The organism is Rhodococcus sp. C1, from assembly GCF_020809065.1.
Classification (GTDB): domain Bacteria; phylum Actinomycetota; class Actinomycetes; order Mycobacteriales; family Mycobacteriaceae; genus Rhodococcus_F; species Rhodococcus_F qingshengii.
The window spans coordinates 5,644,000-5,659,703 of the sequence record NZ_CP078080.1; the positions used below are offsets into that span (position 1 = coordinate 5,644,000).

Below are 15,704 nucleotides of genomic sequence, written 5' to 3' on the forward strand. Positions count from 1 at the left end.
GGACAGGATTTCCGCTCGTAGTGGCGACCAAAAAGACTGCGCGCCCTCAACTGGTCAGTTGCGGGCACGCAGTGAAAAGGTGAGCAAGCGTCAGAGCGTTGCAAACACCTTCGTTTTCACTTCGTTCAGCCAACCGTTCGCGGTCACGAAGTCTGTGACGCTCGACTGCAATCCGAAGACGTGCCCGGCCTGCGCCGCCGGCAGCCTCGTGAAGAGGTTGTCGTCGAGGACCGCCTGAACCGCCGCACTGGTCGACCCGTCCGCGTTCAGCGGATACAGCACGACCGTCACGCCGTTCAGGATGTCGGCCAACTGCTCCATCGGATAGGACGCGTATCCGGCATCGGTGTAATTGGTCGGAACACCGGGCCCGTACGCCAATCCGAGTTCGTTGACCACCAAATTGCCGATCGCACCGGTGGGCTGCTGAACCGAGAAAGCGCCGGGCGCGTCTCCGAGTGAAATGTGAATCCACTTGTTGGTCGCGATCACGTCGGCGTACTCGCCACGGACACGTTCGAGATTCTCTTCGTAAGCAGTCCGCGTCGACTCGAGCACGTCGGTCTTGCCAATTGCCTCAGCAAGCTCGGTGGTGATCTTCTTCCAGTCGCCTCGGCTCTCTCCCTTGACGATGACGGTGGGTGCAATGCCGGACAGACGGTCGAACGCCGCTTGGTCCACCTCGTCGGCGTCGCCGACAATGATGTCGGGATCCGCCGCAGCGATCGCTTCGAAGTTCATTTCCCCGAAAGGCCCGATGGTCGGGAGCCCGTCGACGAAGGCCTGCTGCTCCGGCGTGAATTCACTGATCCACTTGCCGTAGTCCTGCACGGCAGCCGGTTTCACTCCGAGGGACATGAGCTGCCAAGGAGTGTCGTACGACGCGGCGACGACGCGCTCAGGTGAAACCGGAACCTCGATGTCCCCGTACGCCGACGCGACGGTCCGGACGTCCGTCTGCTCGGAGTCGGCCGACGACGAGGAACAGCCGGTCACCACCATCGCACCTACGACGGCAACCGCCGCCGCTGCAATGACTCTGGAACCGAAAGAAAATGATCGAATTGCGCGCACGCAGAACTCCTACAGGGTGATTGTTTAGCCAACCCTAAGTTCATTCTGCGGCACGGCACAAGTCCGATCGAGATGCTTTGAGTCGCTGTTCGGACTAGTCCTGTAGCCAATCGGTCATTGGCGCGCGCGGATGATCGATCAGGCTTGCAAACTCCCCCGGTGTCACGCCCATCGTTCGACGAAAAGCCGCACCGAACGCGCTTTCGGAACGAAAACCCGTCTTCCGCGCCACAAACGAGATGCTTCGACCGAGTGCCAGAAGTTGCATCGCGTGATGAGCCCGCAATCGCATACGCCATTCCGAGAAGGTCAATCCGGTCTCGGCCGGAAACCGTCGTGTGAGAGTCCTCGTACTGACTTTTGCGTCGGTGGCCCACTCCTCGACCGATCGGGTGTCGGCCGGGCTGGCAACCAACTGGTCTGCGATCTGCCGAAGCCACGGCGTCGTCGGCAGCGGTACATCGAAAATCAGTCGTGGAACGGGTTCGACGAGATCGATGGCAAACGCCTCGGCTCGCCGACGCGCCGCGTCCGTCAAGTCGTCTCGGGTGAGGTGATCGAGTACTTGTTCGAGCAGTGGAGGGGTGGACAAGGCCACCACACGATCCAACCCGGTCACATCGGATGCCACCAACCACGTGCACGACAATTCTGTGCCGCTACGCGCCGTCACCTCGTGGGGAACATAGGACGGGATCCACAGACTGACCCCGCTCGGCACCGTGTACACAGTCTCCGGAGTACGGACCTCGAGAACACCGTCGATCGCCCACAGCAATTCGTGATCGCTGTGGCGGTGCATCTCCCAGGTGTAGTCGGAGTCGACTGACAGCCGATTGGTCGCCAAACGCAGATACCCGTCGGCACTGACGCGCAGCGGTCGCACTACGCGTTGCCACTCGGACAGTTCGTCGAGCGGACTGCTGAGCGGGTAGTCGATCTGCTCGCTCACCGCAGCGTCGACAGTTCGGGATGTCCGAACAGGCCAGGCAACCCACCGGTGTGCAGGAAGACCGTTTTTGATCCCGCCGTGATGGCTTTGTCCTTCACGAGTTGGATCAATCCCGCAAAGGCTCGGCCGGTGTACGTCGGGTCGAGGAAGATGCCCTCAGTACGAGCCAAACATCGGATCGCGCCGGCTGATGCTTCCGTGAGCGTCGAATATCCTTGTCCAACTTGGTTTCGCAGGATCTGAAGATCTGCGGCTCGCACGGTCGGACCAGGCATCTCGTCCAACAACCCAGAGACAGTCGACACCGGGTCGGCAACAGCCCCGACGTCGACGCCCACAACTCTGTCGACGCCCAGATGCGCGACAAGGCCTGCCATCGTTCCACCCGATCCGAGTGCAACCACGACGCGATCGACGCCGGAGAGTTGCTGTTCGATCTCGCGTGCGCAGTCCACGTATCCCTGCGCAGCCACCGCGCTGGTACCACCGAAGGGAATGACAAAAGGTACACCGCCCGAGTCCGCGACGGCCTGCACCGCGGCGTGGAGCGCGGATGCCGTGTCCCCACCGGCCCAGACGATCTCAGCGCCCGCGAGTGCATCCAGAACGAGATTTCCCTGCGCGGATTCCGGCTCGGCACCACCGAGCACCAGCACACAACGCAATCCCAAACGGGCTGCTGCCGACGCAGTCAAGCGAGCGTGATTGCTTTGCGGTGCACCGGTAGTGATCAGTGTCGTCGCGCCGACGGCCAAAGCCTGAGCGCAGGTGTACTGCAGCTTTCGGATCTTGTTGCCGCCACCGCCCAGGCCGGTGACGTCGTCACGTTTGATCCACAGGTCTTCCGGCCCCAATCCGAGTGCCTGCGCGCAACGCGCCAGAGGTTCGACGGGCGTCGGCCAACTGCCCAAGATGATCGGCTGTACGGCGGAACTCAACATTTGACGAGTCTAATTCGACGGTCCGTCTACAGTCTGGGCTCGCCTACAGTCTGGATATGGGAACTTTCACGACGACCACACACGACGTGCCGCTGACCGTCAGCCGACCGGATTCGCCAGGAGAACCGAAGCATGCGGTTGTGGTTCTCCAAGAAGCGTGGGGCGTGAACAAGCACATCGAGAGCATCCTCGAGCGTCTCGCCGATGGCGGCTACCTTGCCGTCGCCCCGCATCTCTACCATCGCGGCGCACAGACCTCCTTCACCGACTTCCCGTCCGCGAAGGATGCGCTCATGGCACTCGACGGCACAAGCATCGGCCACGACGTACGTGCCGCCGTCGACTACAGCCGATCCGAGGGAGCAGACAAAGTCGGCTCCCTCGGATTCTGCATGGGCGGCACCGCATCCCTGTGGTGTGCCGCCGTACCCCTCGTCGATTCCGCTGTCACGTACTACGGTGGCGGCGTTGCAGAAGCCCGATGGGATGGGATTGCCGCAGGCACCGAACTTGCAGCGCAACTGCAGGTCCCGTGGCTCGGTCACTACGGCGACCTCGATCCGAGTATCCCGCCGGAGAGCGTCGAGCAATTGCGCGCAACCGCGTCCGATCTCGCCCGGGTGTACCGCTATGCCGACGCCGGCCACGCGTTCAACAACGACACTTCGGCCAGCCACTACGCCCCGGATTCTGCTGCCCTCGCCTGGACCCGCACTATGGAGTTTTTCGCCGAAACCCTGTGATTGCCAATGTAAGTCAGGGAACCCGCTTGACCACCGTGCCGGTGATCTCGTCCTGAACCTGTTCAGCCGTTACCGCTCGACTCTGCGCCCGACGTGATCGGGTGAAGCAGTAGATGCCGATCACGGCAAGAACAAACGGCACCCCGAACACCAAGGTCATCTTGAAATCCTCGACCCACAATGTCGTGACGAGGATCGCGACCATGAGGACACCACCCAGTATCGTCCCCACCGGGAAGAACGGAATCGTGAACGAGAGGGTTCGTCCTTCGCTTGCCATCCGCTTGCGAAAGAACCAGTGCGTCACGAAGATCAGCAGCCACGTCGCCATCGCCCCGAACATCGACAGCGAGATCATCAAGGTGAATGCCTGCTCGGGAAAGAGCACGTAGACGATGGTTGCGACGGCGATACCCGACGTCGACAGCAGCAAGGCATTGACCGGTGAGCCGTTGGCCCTGACCTTGCCGAGAATGGCCGGCGCGTCACCAGCACGGGAGAGCGAGAACATCATTCGCGAAGACACGTACAGCTGACTGTTCATCGCGGACAGCGCGGCAATGATCACCACGAAGTTCAGCACACTGTCTGCGCCCGGAATCTTCACAACCTGCATCACCGTAACGAAAGGGCTTCCGCCACTCAATATCTTGTCCATCGGAGCGATTGCCAGAATCAAAGCAAGGGTTGCGATGTAGAAGACGAACAGTCGGACGATCGTCACACGGAATGCCTTCTTCACCGCCACCGCGGGGTTTTCCGCCTCACCGGCCGCAATGGCGATCATCTCGATGCTCAAGTAGCTGAAGATCGATACAATCACGGCAAACCACATGCCGGACAAACCATTCGGAAAGAATCCGCCACCGGCCGTGTAATTGTGAAATCCGTAGTCCGGGTTTCCGCTACCGAACACGACGTACGCTGCCATCACGATGAACGCCACGATCGCGAAGACCTTGATCGTCGAGAACCAGTACTCCATCGTTCCGAAGGCCTTGACGTTGAACATGTTCACGCCGATCAGCACTCCGGAGAACAACACGATCCACAGCCACGACGGTACGTCGGCGAACCAGAACTGCATGTATTCACCGATCGCGGTGACCTCGGTCCCGACCGCGAGGACGATGCATGACCAGTAGAGATAGCGAACGAGGAAGCCGATCAACGGTCCGACGTAGAATTCTGCGTACGCACCGAACGAACCTGATGTCGCATGTGCAACAGTCATTTCGGCAAGGGCACCCATCAGCAGGAGGGCGATCAACCCGCCGATCGCGTAACTGATGATGACGCTCGGGCCGGCAAATCCGATGGCGAACTTACTGCCGAGGAAGAGTCCGGTGCCGATTGCACCGCCGAGCGCGATCATGCTCATCTGCTTGGGGCCGAGTTCGCGTTTGAGACCTGATTCTCGCTGCTGAATGTTTTTGAAATCACTCATGAAAGCTCCTTGCGAAAGGCGGTACCTCCCGGTCCGCGGAAACTTGGAAGAATCAGGTGACTGCGTCGCGCTCGCGGAATTCGGGGCGATCCCAGGACTTGTTCTCGAGGATGTCTCGCAACACGTCGACGGCGTTCCACACGTCGGCGTATCCGAGATAGAGCGGAGTGATACCGAACCTCAGCACTCCGGGTTCGCGGTAGTCGCCGATGACGCCCCGCGCGATGAGAGCCTTCATGATCGAATAGCCCTCGGGATGAACAAAACTCACGTGCGATCCACGACGCTCGTGTTCGCGCGGCGTGATCAACTGCAAACCGTAATCAGCGCAACGCTCCTCGACGAGGTCTATGAAGAGATCGGCCAGCGCGAGCGACTTGCTGCGGATGTCGGCCATGTCAGCTTTGAGCGCGACGTCAAGACCACACTCGACGAGAGACAACGACGTGATGGGCTGAGTACCACTCAGAAAGCGCCGTATTCCTGCGCCGGGTTCGTAGGCCGACTCCATCGCGAACGGTCGCGCGTGCCCCCACCACCCGGACAACGGCTGGATTCCGGTGTTCTGATGGCGACGGTTGACCCAGATGAATGCAGGCGAACCCGGACCACCGTTGAGGTACTTGTACGTACACCCGACCGCGAAGTCGGCGTCGGCACCGCTCAGATCGACAGTGACGGCGCCGGCCGAGTGTGCGAGATCCCAGATCATGAGGGCGCCACGTTCCTGCACTGCTGCAGTGACTTCCGTCATCGCATACAGGTTTCCGGTGCGGTAGTTGACGTGCGACAACATCACTACGGCGGTGTCCGGTCCTACTGCTTCGGTGAGGTCGCCCGGTTGGTCGATCAGGCGTAGTTCGTATCCCTGATCGAGCAGCGAGATGATGCCCTCCGCAATGTAGAGGTCAGTGGGGAAATTGTCGCGCTCGGAGACGATCACCTTCCGGCTGGGATCCTGAGCAGCCGCGATGGACAGCGCAGAGGCCAATGCCTTGAACAGGTTGATCGACGTCGAATCCGTCACTACCACTTCGCCTTCACCTGCTCCCAGCAACGGGGCAAGTTTGTCACCGAGGCGGACCGGGAGGTCGAACCATCCAGCCTCGTTCCAACTGCGTACCAAGCCGTTGCCCCACTCGTCGCCGATCACTCTCGCGGCGCATTCCTGCGCGGCAATGGGACGCGCGCCGAGCGAGTTTCCGTCGAAGTAGAGAACGCCCTCCGGAATCGCGAACTCGCGGCGGAACTCCCTCAGGGGATCCACTGCGTCGGCCTTGACGCAGTCTTCCAACGAAAGTGTGGCTGTCGATGTCATGACGATTCTTCTCCTGCATGTGTCGGCGTTGAGGGTGATGAAGGCAGAGTCCGGAGCACGGCCCGTACCGGGCTGGCATCGAGGTCGAGGAACTTCAGCGGCAGTGCGATCAACTCGTAGTAGCCTTCGTCGACGTCGTCGAGGCAAAGTCCTTCGAGGATCGCGACGCTACGATCGCTTGCCGCGTGGTGCCCGTCCATGGTCTTGCTGTCCATCGGATCGAACGAGGCGCCGTCGATTCCGATCAGAACTCCACCGCGGTCGGCGAACCAGTGGGTCAGCTCTGGAGAAACACCGGCGAAGTCGTTGTCCCACTTGCGTGGGTACTTCGGGTACGTCCTCAGAATCAGCCGTTGCGGCAGATGGCCGCCGAGTCGCTCCACCGTCTCTTCGACGGGCCTGATGCAGGCGGCACCGTCGACCCCCGTCATGTCGACCACCAGTGCTTCGCCGAGATAGGGCTCGAGGGGAACGGAACCAATGGTCGCGCCGTCGATGCGAGTGTGCGCCGGTGCATCGGCGTGAGCACCGATATGCGGAGTGGTGGTGATTCGGTTGATGGTGACGGCGTCACTGCCGCCGAGGTCGGACGTGACATCGCGGGTGAAGGCGGTATCGCCTGGCCACACGGGCGTCGATTCGGAGATCGGCGGGCTGATGTCGATCAACCGCGCCCTCCAGTCGCCCGTGTGTCCGTCGCCCGCGTGTCGGCCGATCCTCGGAAGCATCCAGACCCCTTCGTCGCAACAGTCGACTGTGTAGATCTCGACCGTTTGATAATTCGATGTGTTTGGCAAAAGCTAGGATCATCGACGGGCGCGGTCAATAGATGCTGAATATTTTCGCGACGGCAGGGAGAAATCGGATGATAAATGCGATCGAACGGGCAGCTGCCGCAGCTCGGCCGAATCATGTTCGGCTCGACGACGTCGATACGGCGATTCTCCGCGAACTCGTCCGGGATGCACGCATCCCCAACAACGCACTCGCCGAGAAGGTCGGGATAGCGCCGTCGACCGCTCTGGCGCGGATGCGCGCTCTACGCGAATCGGGCGTCATCAAGGGGTTTCACGCAGACATAGACCTCGAGCTACTCGGCCTCGAGATCTCGGCGATGGTGTCGATTCTGATTCACTCCCACGCCAGAAGTCGGATGACGGAAATTGCCGAGCACCTGAGCGGATTGGATTCCGTTCAGCGAGTGTTCCTGATGAGTGGGGACCGTGATCTCCTGGTGCACGTGTCGTGTGAATCCCCCACTCGGCTTCGCGATTTCGTCAGCGCGCACCTCAACGATCCGGCCATCGCCAATACCCAGACCAACCTGATCTTCAGCGAACTGAGTCAAGGCGGCTGAACTGCAGCTGTCGCCAAGGCGTCTTCGGGTGCTTCCGAGATCGACACCTCGATTCGAACTTCCCCCACTAGAGTCGAACGGCATGTTGCCACTCGGGTTGTCCATGCTCTGGGAGTCGGTGGAGCCGGAAGCCGCTCTGAAGCAGCGATTCGGATTCAACAGCTTCGGCGCAGCCACCCATTGGGTCTCGGCGGTACTCGAGCAGACTTGGGGATTGACGGCCCTCGAGTGCTCGCGAATGGCGATCAGTGACCAGAACGCGATTGTGTGGGTTGCGAGCGACCGAGGTGGGCTGGTGGTGAAGTGGTCGCGCGACACAGAGCGCTTCGCGAACCTGGAGGCGTCGACGCGCCTGCTGAGCGCACTCGCCGCGCAGGGCGTGCCCGTTCCGTCACCAATCACGTCCCTGAACGGATTGGACCGGGAAACACTGTTGGACCGGGAAACACTGGAAGGGCCTTCGTGCGCAGTGTCATTCACCGTACTGCCGGAGTTGGCGGGAGATTGGTTGGACGTGCAGGACCGCGTGGCGGTCCGTTCGGCAGGAGCATGTCTGGCAGAAATACACCGAACGCTCGGCGCCACCCATGTCGACGGATCGGTTTTCTCGTCGCGCAGCACCGGGTTGAAGGAGCGCATCGGTGGTTGGCTCGAGAATTTCGACCGCGGGTTCGCGCCTGAGGCAACGCGTAGGCTCGTGGGCCTCCTGGCGCGTGCGTCCGAGCTCGATGACCAAACTCAACTGGTACACAACGACTTCCGTGCAGCCAACATCTTGACTCGAAACTCTCGGACCACCGGAGTACTCGACTTCGACGACGTGGTGATCGACCACCGGGTGAGCGACCTGGCCAAGGCAAGCGTCTATCTGGGCACCCTGTTCACCGATTGGCGACCGACACCGATCGCGGTACGGCAGAGCCTGCGCGCCGGCTACGAATCCGTCCGTCCCCTCAGCCGATCCGAGACAGAATGGTTCGAGATCCTCGAACTGTGGCACGGCCTGATGGCAATCCCGGGTGAGAACGACACCGCCGGTTGGGCATCAGCGTTGTGACAAAAGTGGGGACGCCGGTACCGGCGTCCCCACTTCGCTTCTGACCACATCAGGATCCGGCGCGGATCCATTCTTCGAGATGCGGCGCCTCGGTACCGATCGTCGTGCCGTCGCCGTGACCGGTGTGAACCTTGGTCTCGGCGGGGAGCGCGAACAGCTTGTCGCGAATGGACCCGATGATGGTCGGGAAGTCTGAGTACGACCGCCCCGTTGCGCCGGGTCCACCGGAGAACAAGGTGTCGCCGCTGAACAGTTCCCCCGCCTCGGGCAGGTAGAGGCAGGTCGACCCCGGGGAATGGCCCGGTGTGTGGATGGCCAGAATGTCCGTACCCGCCACAGCAATACGCTGATCATCTTCCAAGCTCAGATGCTTCACCCCGGGGTGAGTCATCTCCCAGAGGACATCGTCGGCCGGGTTCAGGTAGATCGGAGCGTCGAGTTTCTCGGCCAGCTCCGGCGCAACGGTGACGTGGTCGTTGTGGCCGTGGGTGCAGACGATTCCGATCACCTTGCGTCCACCGACAGCGTCGATGATCGGCTGCGCGGTGTGAGCTGCGTCGACGATCACCACTTCGTTGTCGTCACCGATCAGCCAGATGTTGTTGTCGACGTCCCATGTTCCGCCGTCGAGGCTGAACGTGCCCGAGGTGACGACGCGATCGACTCGCAATGTCACAGGACCACCACCGAACGGAGAACCTCGCCGCGGTGCATCGTCTCGAATGCCTTCTCGACCTCGTCGAGCTTGATGCGCTCGCTGACGAACTTCTCGAGCGGCAGACGCCCCTGCTGGTACAGGTCGACCAGAACGGGGAAGTCACGCTCGGGCAGGCAATCGCCGTACCACGACGACTTGAGGGCTCCGCCGCGCGAGAAGAAGTCCACCAGCGGCATTTCCAGCTTCATGTCCGGCGTCGGAACTCCCACCAGCACTACGGTTCCCGCGAGGTCGCGGGCGTAGAACGCCTGCTTCCAGGTCTCGGGACGGCCGACTGCGTCGACAACCACGTCGGCGCCGAAACCTCCGGTCAGCTCCTGGACTGCTTCGACGACGTCGTCGACCTCGGTCGCATTGATCGTGTGCGTGGCACCAAGTTCCGTGGCCCACTCCAGCTTTCGAGGATCCCGGTCGATGGCGATGATGGTATTGGCACCGGCCAGGCGTGAACCCATGATCGCTGCGTCGCCGACGCCGCCACACCCGATCACAGCCACCGAATCACCGCGTCCGACGTTGCCGGTGTTCATCGCGGCACCCATGCCGGCCATGACGCCGCAACCGAGCAGTCCGACGACAGCCGGATCGGCCGAGGCGTCGACCTTGGTGCACTGGCCTTCGTGAACGAGCGTCTTGTCTGCGAATGCGCCGATGCCGAGTGCCGGCGTCAGTTCGGTGCCGTCTTCGAGCGTCATCTTCTGCTCGGCGTTGAACGTGTCGAAGCAGTACTGCGGGCGGCCACGCTTACACGCACGACACTGCCCGCATACTGCACGCCAGTTGAGCACGACGAAGTCGCCCACCTCGACGTGAGTGACACCGGGGCCGACGCTCTCGACGATGCCCGACGCCTCGTGCCCGAGCAGGAACGGGTACTCGTCGTTGATTCCGCCGTCGCGGTAGGTCAGGTCGGTGTGGCACACACCGCACGCTGCAATGGCGACCACTACCTCGTTGGCGCCGGGATCGGGAATCGTGATGGGGACGATTTCGACGGGGGCACCCTTGGATCGGGCGATGACGCCGCGTACCTGCTGTGGCATGGCTTTGCTCCTGGCTTCGTGCGATTGAGGACGTGTCGTCACATGGCGCCGTGTTTTCACATTGCGATATGTGCACTCGTTGAAAGGTTAGCCCGAAGTAGGTGCCCGCAACCCTGGTCGAACTGACTGACCGACCTGGCCGAAAGGACTAGGGTGCAGGCTTCACGCCGGCCTCGGCGCCCGCGGCGGCCGCCGCACCCCGACTCTCGACGCCCAATTTCCGCAGGACCCCGGCAACATGAAACTTGACTGTGCTCTCACTGACGCCGAGTCGCTCCGAGATTGCCTTGTTGCGCCGTCCGGCCACCAGATGCTCGAGTACCTCGAACTCCCGCGGAGCCAGTTCCGTCAGGACGTCGCGGTTCGGTAGGGCGACGGGCGCGTCGAGCGGGATGGTTGCGCTGATCCGGTTCCCCCACCCGGGCGTCGACTCGGATTCGACGGTTCCACCCAAAGTCTCTACCCTCGAACGTAATTGGCGTTCCACGTCGATCACGTCGGCTTCACCACCACCGTCGTCGCGGATGTCGATCGAGAGCAAAGCCGCGTCGAGGGTCCAGGCCACCCGGATTCGCGAGAGCGTCTGCTGATCCGACAAGGCCAAGACCGCGCCGCGGACGACCGCGCGGGCGCCGTGCGCCACTTCACCGGGTAACCCACGCCCGTCGACGGGTGGCTCCACCAACTCCAACGCGATTTCCCGATGCTTGAGCAGCGAACGCAATTCCCCACGCATCCGCGCAAAAGCGGTGGTGGTCGACTCCTCGGCCAACTCGCGGTGCACGTCGACGGCCGAACGCAGGCCGATCAGGGCCGAAGCCGCAGTCTCCCTGGCCGAGGTTCGAGCACGCGTGTCGTCGAGATCCGCCGAGCGCAGCGTCGCCAGCATCGTCTCGAGGGTGGCCGCATGCACCTCCGTCATCTCTGCCACGGTGCGTGCACGCTCGGACGACGCTGCCCGCGACTCGGCGAGATATGCCGGACTCGCGTTCCGCACCTGGAGCTGAATTCCGGTTGCAGTCACCGCGAACAGTGCCTGGATCAATTCGAGGGATGCCGCCTTCACCGGTCCGGGGTGTGGCGTCAGCACGAGGAGGGTGTCTGTTCGATCGAGCATCGCGAGCACTTCACGGTCTCGGCCGGCGATAGCGCACTTTCCCCGAAATATCTGTCCGACAGTGAGATCCGTACGGATACGGTCGAGTTCGGCGATGGTCACACGATCGACGACGGCTGGATCCCCGGCAACCTTGCGCGGCCTACCGGTGCACTCACGGGTGAAGATCACCAGAGAGGTGTGCGGCGCCATGTCCGCGATCAGCGTCGAAAATCGTCGGCCGATTTCGGGAAGTGGTCCCACCAACACGTCTCGAAGGGCGGTGATCAGTAGCGCATTGTCGGTGGTGCTCACTGTTCAACGATAACCATCCGGTTCACTGGTGCAGCGTGGTCTTCATGAGCATCACGTTGTAGTCGGACCACGTGGTGGCGAGAAAGTAGAGGTCCTGCCCCTGCGACCAGGGGTGCATGTACGCGCCGTAGAGTCCCGGAACCTCGTCGGTGCCGATCACGACGTCCGGTGCGCTCCACGGGCCGGTCAGGTCCGACGCCGTCCGCAGCACCAACGCTCCCCACTCGTTGGAGTACATCGCGACGAACTTGCCGAGATAGTTGTTGTACTGCACCGACAGTTCGCTGACATCCCCGTCGAGAACTACCGCCGCGGCAGCGGGATTGTTGGGGACCCATGCCTTTCCGTCCCAGTATTCGTACGCCGCGACGTCCGCGATGGAGGCTTCCTTGACCCGCGAAAGGCGCCCCTCGCCGAAACGTCCCGCGGGGGTACCGAAGTTGTAGACGTAACCACCGTCTTTGACGAAGGAACCCATCTGGAAGTTGTCGTTCCCCGTCAACGGCAGATTGGGCCGGGACGAGGCCGGTTCGATCTGCCAGGTCTCACCGTTGTCGTGCGAGGACGCGATCTGCGAGAAGTTGGTGACCCACTCGCCCGACCCTCCCCACGAACGTATCGACATGTAGTTGACGTACTGAACGCCGCCCACGGAGATACCCGTCGTCGGAATGCTGCTGGTTTCGACGCCGGTGACTTTCAGACTTCCGATGATCTCGCGCGAGTGATTCGGTCGGTCGGTCGGTGAGGAGTCGATGTTCATGCCGTCGGACAGATTTCCATCCGAGCTACGGAACAGGACGTTGCTGCGCCAGTCGCCGACCACCCCGGAGCACAGAGGGTCAGATCCGATACCGACGGTGTCACCGAAAGCTGTCAGGACCTGACCTGCGCCGTTGTCCCACATGATGCCGAGATCCGTGCCGAGAACGTTGAACCGCTCGACGGTTTGGTTGGGGCTGAGCGCGCCCGTGATGTACTCGACCGCCGAGGTGCGGCCTTGCAATTCCGGCAGTTTGCCATCCGTGCCGTTGAGCCAGGGAATCGGATTGGTCGGCCCACCTGATTGATCCAAGCTCCCGGTGACATTGCAATCCCACGGGGATGCATTGGCCTGGGTCGCCCCCAAGACCGCGGTCGACGCGAGTACACACGTCACTGCTGCTGTCGATATCTTCCGCATCCGGCGCATCGCTCCCCTTTCGCGGGGGGGGAGATCCGGACTCTACGAGGTGTGTTGCTCGACCGGATCGGTTCATCCACCCACGAGAACACAAGGTAACAGGTAAATCGGTCAATCAGGACAAAACGGTCTTATTCGGTGGAGATGGATTTCAACCATTTCTCCATCACGGCTGCGGCAATCTCGAGTCCCTGCGACTCGGCTGCACTCAACTGCTGCATGAAGATGCGCGGACCGTCCGCTCCCAGCGAAGCATGCAGCGAATCGCGGTACTCGGCCAGTTCCATCCACTCGCGCGCCACCGCGGAGGACGCTTCGAGGTGAAACTGAACGGCGTAACTCTGCTTGTATCGGAAGAGTTGATTCGGATACTTGGCAGAACCAGCGAGCCGCACCGCGCCGTTCGGAATGTCGAAGGTATCCGAATGCCATTGCATTGCAGGAAATGTGGAGGGCAGATCTCCCCACACGGGATCTTGCCGGCCCTCGACAGTCAAGGTGATCTCCTCAACTCCGACTTCGGGTACCGCTCCCGTGTAGACGCGAGCACCCAGCGCTGCGGCGAGCAACTGCGAACCCAGACACACTCCCCACACCGGGACGTCGCTCTCGACCAGATCGCGAATGTATTCGATCTCGGATGCCAACCACTCGACCTCGCCCTGATCGCCGACGCCCATCGGCCCGCCCATCACGATCACGGCGTCGAACCGTCGATGTGCCGGAAGCGGGTCGGTGCCCAGAAGAACAGTCTGCACGTCTCCGTAGCTCTCCAGGACAGGCGAATACGCCGCTGGGGGTTCACACTGCGCGTGTCGTAGCTCCAGAAAATGCATGCTCGCGGTCCTTTCGCTCCCGATGCCTGTAAGCCTATGGCCCTTTCTGCTGCCGGTCGCGGCGGCGCCACGCTTGACAACTACTTGCCATTTCCCGCACTCTGATCACCAAGACGTGGAATCCAATATATTGGATTCCAGAAGGGTGTACTTGTCACATGAGAATGGCCACGAGCGACCCCGTCATCGGAATACTCGGAGGCATGGGGCCCGCCGCTACTGCCGACTTTTACTCCAAACTCGTTGCGCTGACACCAGGTTCGACGGATCAGGAGCACCCCAAAGTTGTCATCTGGGCCGATCCCACCGTTCCCGACCGGACATTGGCACTCACCGAGAACGGCCCTGACCCCACTCCGTGGCTGATCCGCGGTGCGCGCGTTCTCCGAGAGTCGGGCGCGACGACGCTCGCCATCCCATGCAATACCGCCCACGCCTTCCTGCCCGCCATCTCGTCCCAACTGGGACTTCCCGTCGTCCACATGATCGACGAAGTCGCTCGGCACATCCGGACGCTCTCACCCGCCGTCACATCCGTCGGACTATTGGCCACCACGGGGACGGTCCGCACCGGGTTGTATCAACAATGGCTGTCGGAACACTCGATTGACGTCCTGGTGCCCGGACCTGCGATCCAGGACGAACTGGTGATGCCGGCGATCCGAGCAATCAAGAGCGGCAACGTCGGAGACGAGACCACCGACAAGCTCGTCAGGGCCGCTGATCTTCTCGTCGAATCGGGCGCGCAGGTCGTCGTGGCCGGATGCACCGAGATTCCGCTCGGACTGCCCGCCGACGCCACAACCTGTCAGATCATCGATCCGGCAACAATTCTCGCCCGCGCTCTGCTCCGGCGGGTTGCAGATGCCCGGAGACACCCTTCGATGGTCGTTTCGGGCTGACCTGCAGCAGGGAGGCTGCAGAGTACGATATCCAGTATGTTGCGTGGCGGTAAACCGGTTGAGCGAGCACGAATGAGCGACATCGCTCTCGAACGCATTCGCGAAGCGATCGTCACCGGTGAACTGGCGCCGGGCTCGAAGATCAAGGACAGCGAACTCGCCGAGTATCTGGGCTTGAGCAGAACTCCGGTCCGCGAAGCGCTCGCAAGGCTGGTCGACACCGGACTCGTGGAAGCGAAACCCGGTGCGTACACGCGCATCACCACCCTCGACCGCGGCGACGTCGAGGCAACACTCGCAGTCATCGAAGCTCTCGACCAACTGGCCGTCGTCACCGCTGTACCGAATCTCACCGACGAGATGATCGGGGCGATGCGTTCGGCCAACAAGGACTTCGCTGCCGCCGTCAAACGAAACGACATAGGCCGAGCCCTGACCGCAGACGATCGCCTACACAGCGTCATCATCGATGCTGCGGCGAATCCGCTGTTGAAGAAGCTGATTCACCAGGTTCACCCACAAATTCACCGCATCTACTACCGCAAGTTCTCGAGCCTCCTCGGGAGCCAGGACTCCGTCGATCATCACAACAGGCTGATCAAGCTGTGCGCAGACCACGATGCCGAGGCGGCAGCGACGCTGTCAGCCGAACATCGACGCCATCTCGGCGGGCTGATCGGCGAACTTTTCGACGCCGACGAGTTCGCGCTCTCGGACTGACC

The 15,704-nt window shown here is 61.9% G+C and carries 16 protein-coding genes; 5 read left to right on the forward strand and 11 right to left on the reverse strand.

The genetic code is table 11. The features are described 5' to 3' along the window. Nucleotides 1–90: 90 nt before the first annotated feature. The 3 genes from KTR60_RS26105 to KTR60_RS26115 form a co-directional block, all read right to left on the reverse strand. Complete coding sequence (locus tag KTR60_RS26105; RefSeq protein WP_030536016.1) at nucleotides 91–1,074, reverse strand: ABC transporter substrate-binding protein; 984 nt, start codon at nucleotides 1,072–1,074, stop codon at nucleotides 91–93. A gap of 94 nt (nucleotides 1,075–1,168) precedes the next feature. Next, nucleotides 1,169–2,026 carry a helix-turn-helix transcriptional regulator gene (locus tag KTR60_RS26110; RefSeq protein WP_064443631.1) on the reverse strand — a complete coding sequence of 286 codons (858 nt, stop codon included), beginning with the start codon at nucleotides 2,024–2,026 and terminating at the stop codon, nucleotides 1,169–1,171. Beyond that, the gene (locus tag KTR60_RS26115; RefSeq protein WP_064443630.1) at nucleotides 2,023–2,967 is read right to left on the reverse strand and encodes a D-cysteine desulfhydrase family protein; all 945 of its coding nucleotides are present in this window, start codon (nucleotides 2,965–2,967) and stop codon (nucleotides 2,023–2,025) included. Before KTR60_RS26115 ends, KTR60_RS26110 begins: the two co-directional genes overlap by 4 nt. 56 nt (nucleotides 2,968–3,023) lie before the next feature. On the opposite strand from KTR60_RS26115, the gene KTR60_RS26120 reads away from it, so the two are divergent. Beyond that, on the forward strand, nucleotides 3,024–3,710 hold the full coding sequence (locus KTR60_RS26120) for a dienelactone hydrolase family protein (RefSeq protein WP_064443629.1): 687 nt from the start codon (nucleotides 3,024–3,026) through the stop codon (nucleotides 3,708–3,710). Nucleotides 3,711–3,723: 13 nt separating this feature from the next. Here KTR60_RS26120 and KTR60_RS26125 read toward each other — a convergent pair whose 3' ends face one another. Genes KTR60_RS26125 through kynB form a run of 3 tightly spaced genes read right to left on the reverse strand, consistent with a single transcriptional unit; the run spans nucleotide 3,724 to nucleotide 7,203 of the window. After that, nucleotides 3,724–5,157, reverse strand: coding sequence for an amino acid permease (locus KTR60_RS26125; RefSeq protein WP_042921602.1), 1,434 nt, complete (start codon nucleotides 5,155–5,157; stop codon nucleotides 3,724–3,726). A 52-nt stretch (nucleotides 5,158–5,209) separates the two neighbouring features. Next, a complete protein-coding gene (gene kynU / locus KTR60_RS26130; protein WP_064443628.1) occupies nucleotides 5,210–6,475 on the reverse strand; it encodes a kynureninase in 1,266 nt (421 codons plus the stop codon). Next, the gene (gene kynB / locus KTR60_RS26135; protein ID WP_228401415.1) at nucleotides 6,472–7,203 is read right to left on the reverse strand and encodes an arylformamidase; all 732 of its coding nucleotides are present in this window, start codon (nucleotides 7,201–7,203) and stop codon (nucleotides 6,472–6,474) included. The genes kynU and kynB overlap by 4 nt, the downstream gene beginning before the upstream one ends. A gap of 137 nt (nucleotides 7,204–7,340) precedes the next feature. Between kynB and KTR60_RS26140 the strand changes: the two genes are divergently transcribed. Together KTR60_RS26140 and KTR60_RS26145 are read left to right on the forward strand one after the other, a co-directional pair. Next, on the forward strand, nucleotides 7,341–7,832 hold the full coding sequence (locus KTR60_RS26140) for an Lrp/AsnC family transcriptional regulator (protein ID WP_007730865.1): 492 nt from the start codon (nucleotides 7,341–7,343) through the stop codon (nucleotides 7,830–7,832). 82 nt (nucleotides 7,833–7,914) lie between these two features. Continuing rightward, a complete protein-coding gene (locus KTR60_RS26145) occupies nucleotides 7,915–8,889 on the forward strand; it encodes a phosphotransferase enzyme family protein (RefSeq protein WP_228401416.1) in 975 nt (324 codons plus the stop codon). A 49-nt stretch (nucleotides 8,890–8,938) separates the two neighbouring features. On the opposite strand, the gene KTR60_RS26150 is transcribed toward KTR60_RS26145, so the two are convergent. The 5 genes from KTR60_RS26150 to KTR60_RS26170 all read right to left on the reverse strand — a co-directional run bounded on the left by KTR60_RS26150 (nucleotide 8,939) and on the right by KTR60_RS26170 (nucleotide 14,080). Beyond that, on the reverse strand, nucleotides 8,939–9,565 hold the full coding sequence (locus tag KTR60_RS26150; RefSeq protein WP_007730862.1) for an MBL fold metallo-hydrolase: 627 nt from the start codon (nucleotides 9,563–9,565) through the stop codon (nucleotides 8,939–8,941). Continuing rightward, complete coding sequence (locus KTR60_RS26155) at nucleotides 9,562–10,650, reverse strand: S-(hydroxymethyl)mycothiol dehydrogenase (RefSeq protein WP_007730860.1); 1,089 nt, start codon at nucleotides 10,648–10,650, stop codon at nucleotides 9,562–9,564. Before KTR60_RS26155 ends, KTR60_RS26150 begins: the two co-directional genes overlap by 4 nt. Before the next feature lie 148 nt (nucleotides 10,651–10,798). Beyond that, the gene (locus tag KTR60_RS26160) at nucleotides 10,799–12,061 is read right to left on the reverse strand and encodes a response regulator transcription factor family protein (protein WP_228401417.1); all 1,263 of its coding nucleotides are present in this window, start codon (nucleotides 12,059–12,061) and stop codon (nucleotides 10,799–10,801) included. 22 nt (nucleotides 12,062–12,083) lie between these two features. Then, nucleotides 12,084–13,253: a DUF4185 domain-containing protein gene (locus KTR60_RS26165; protein ID WP_064074987.1), complete on the reverse strand. Its 1,170-nt coding sequence runs from the start codon at nucleotides 13,251–13,253 to the stop codon at nucleotides 12,084–12,086. Nucleotides 13,254–13,375: 122 nt separating this feature from the next. After that, on the reverse strand, nucleotides 13,376–14,080 hold the full coding sequence (locus tag KTR60_RS26170) for a type 1 glutamine amidotransferase (RefSeq protein WP_030536028.1): 705 nt from the start codon (nucleotides 14,078–14,080) through the stop codon (nucleotides 13,376–13,378). 158 nt (nucleotides 14,081–14,238) lie between these two features. Here KTR60_RS26170 and KTR60_RS26175 point away from each other — a divergent pair, with 158 nt between their 5' ends. Continuing rightward, the gene (locus tag KTR60_RS26175) at nucleotides 14,239–14,982 is read left to right on the forward strand and encodes an aspartate/glutamate racemase family protein (protein ID WP_228401418.1); all 744 of its coding nucleotides are present in this window, start codon (nucleotides 14,239–14,241) and stop codon (nucleotides 14,980–14,982) included. A 36-nt stretch (nucleotides 14,983–15,018) separates the two neighbouring features. Then, nucleotides 15,019–15,702: a GntR family transcriptional regulator gene (locus KTR60_RS26180; RefSeq protein WP_003942830.1), complete on the forward strand. Its 684-nt coding sequence runs from the start codon at nucleotides 15,019–15,021 to the stop codon at nucleotides 15,700–15,702. Nucleotides 15,703–15,704 lie beyond the last annotated feature (2 nt).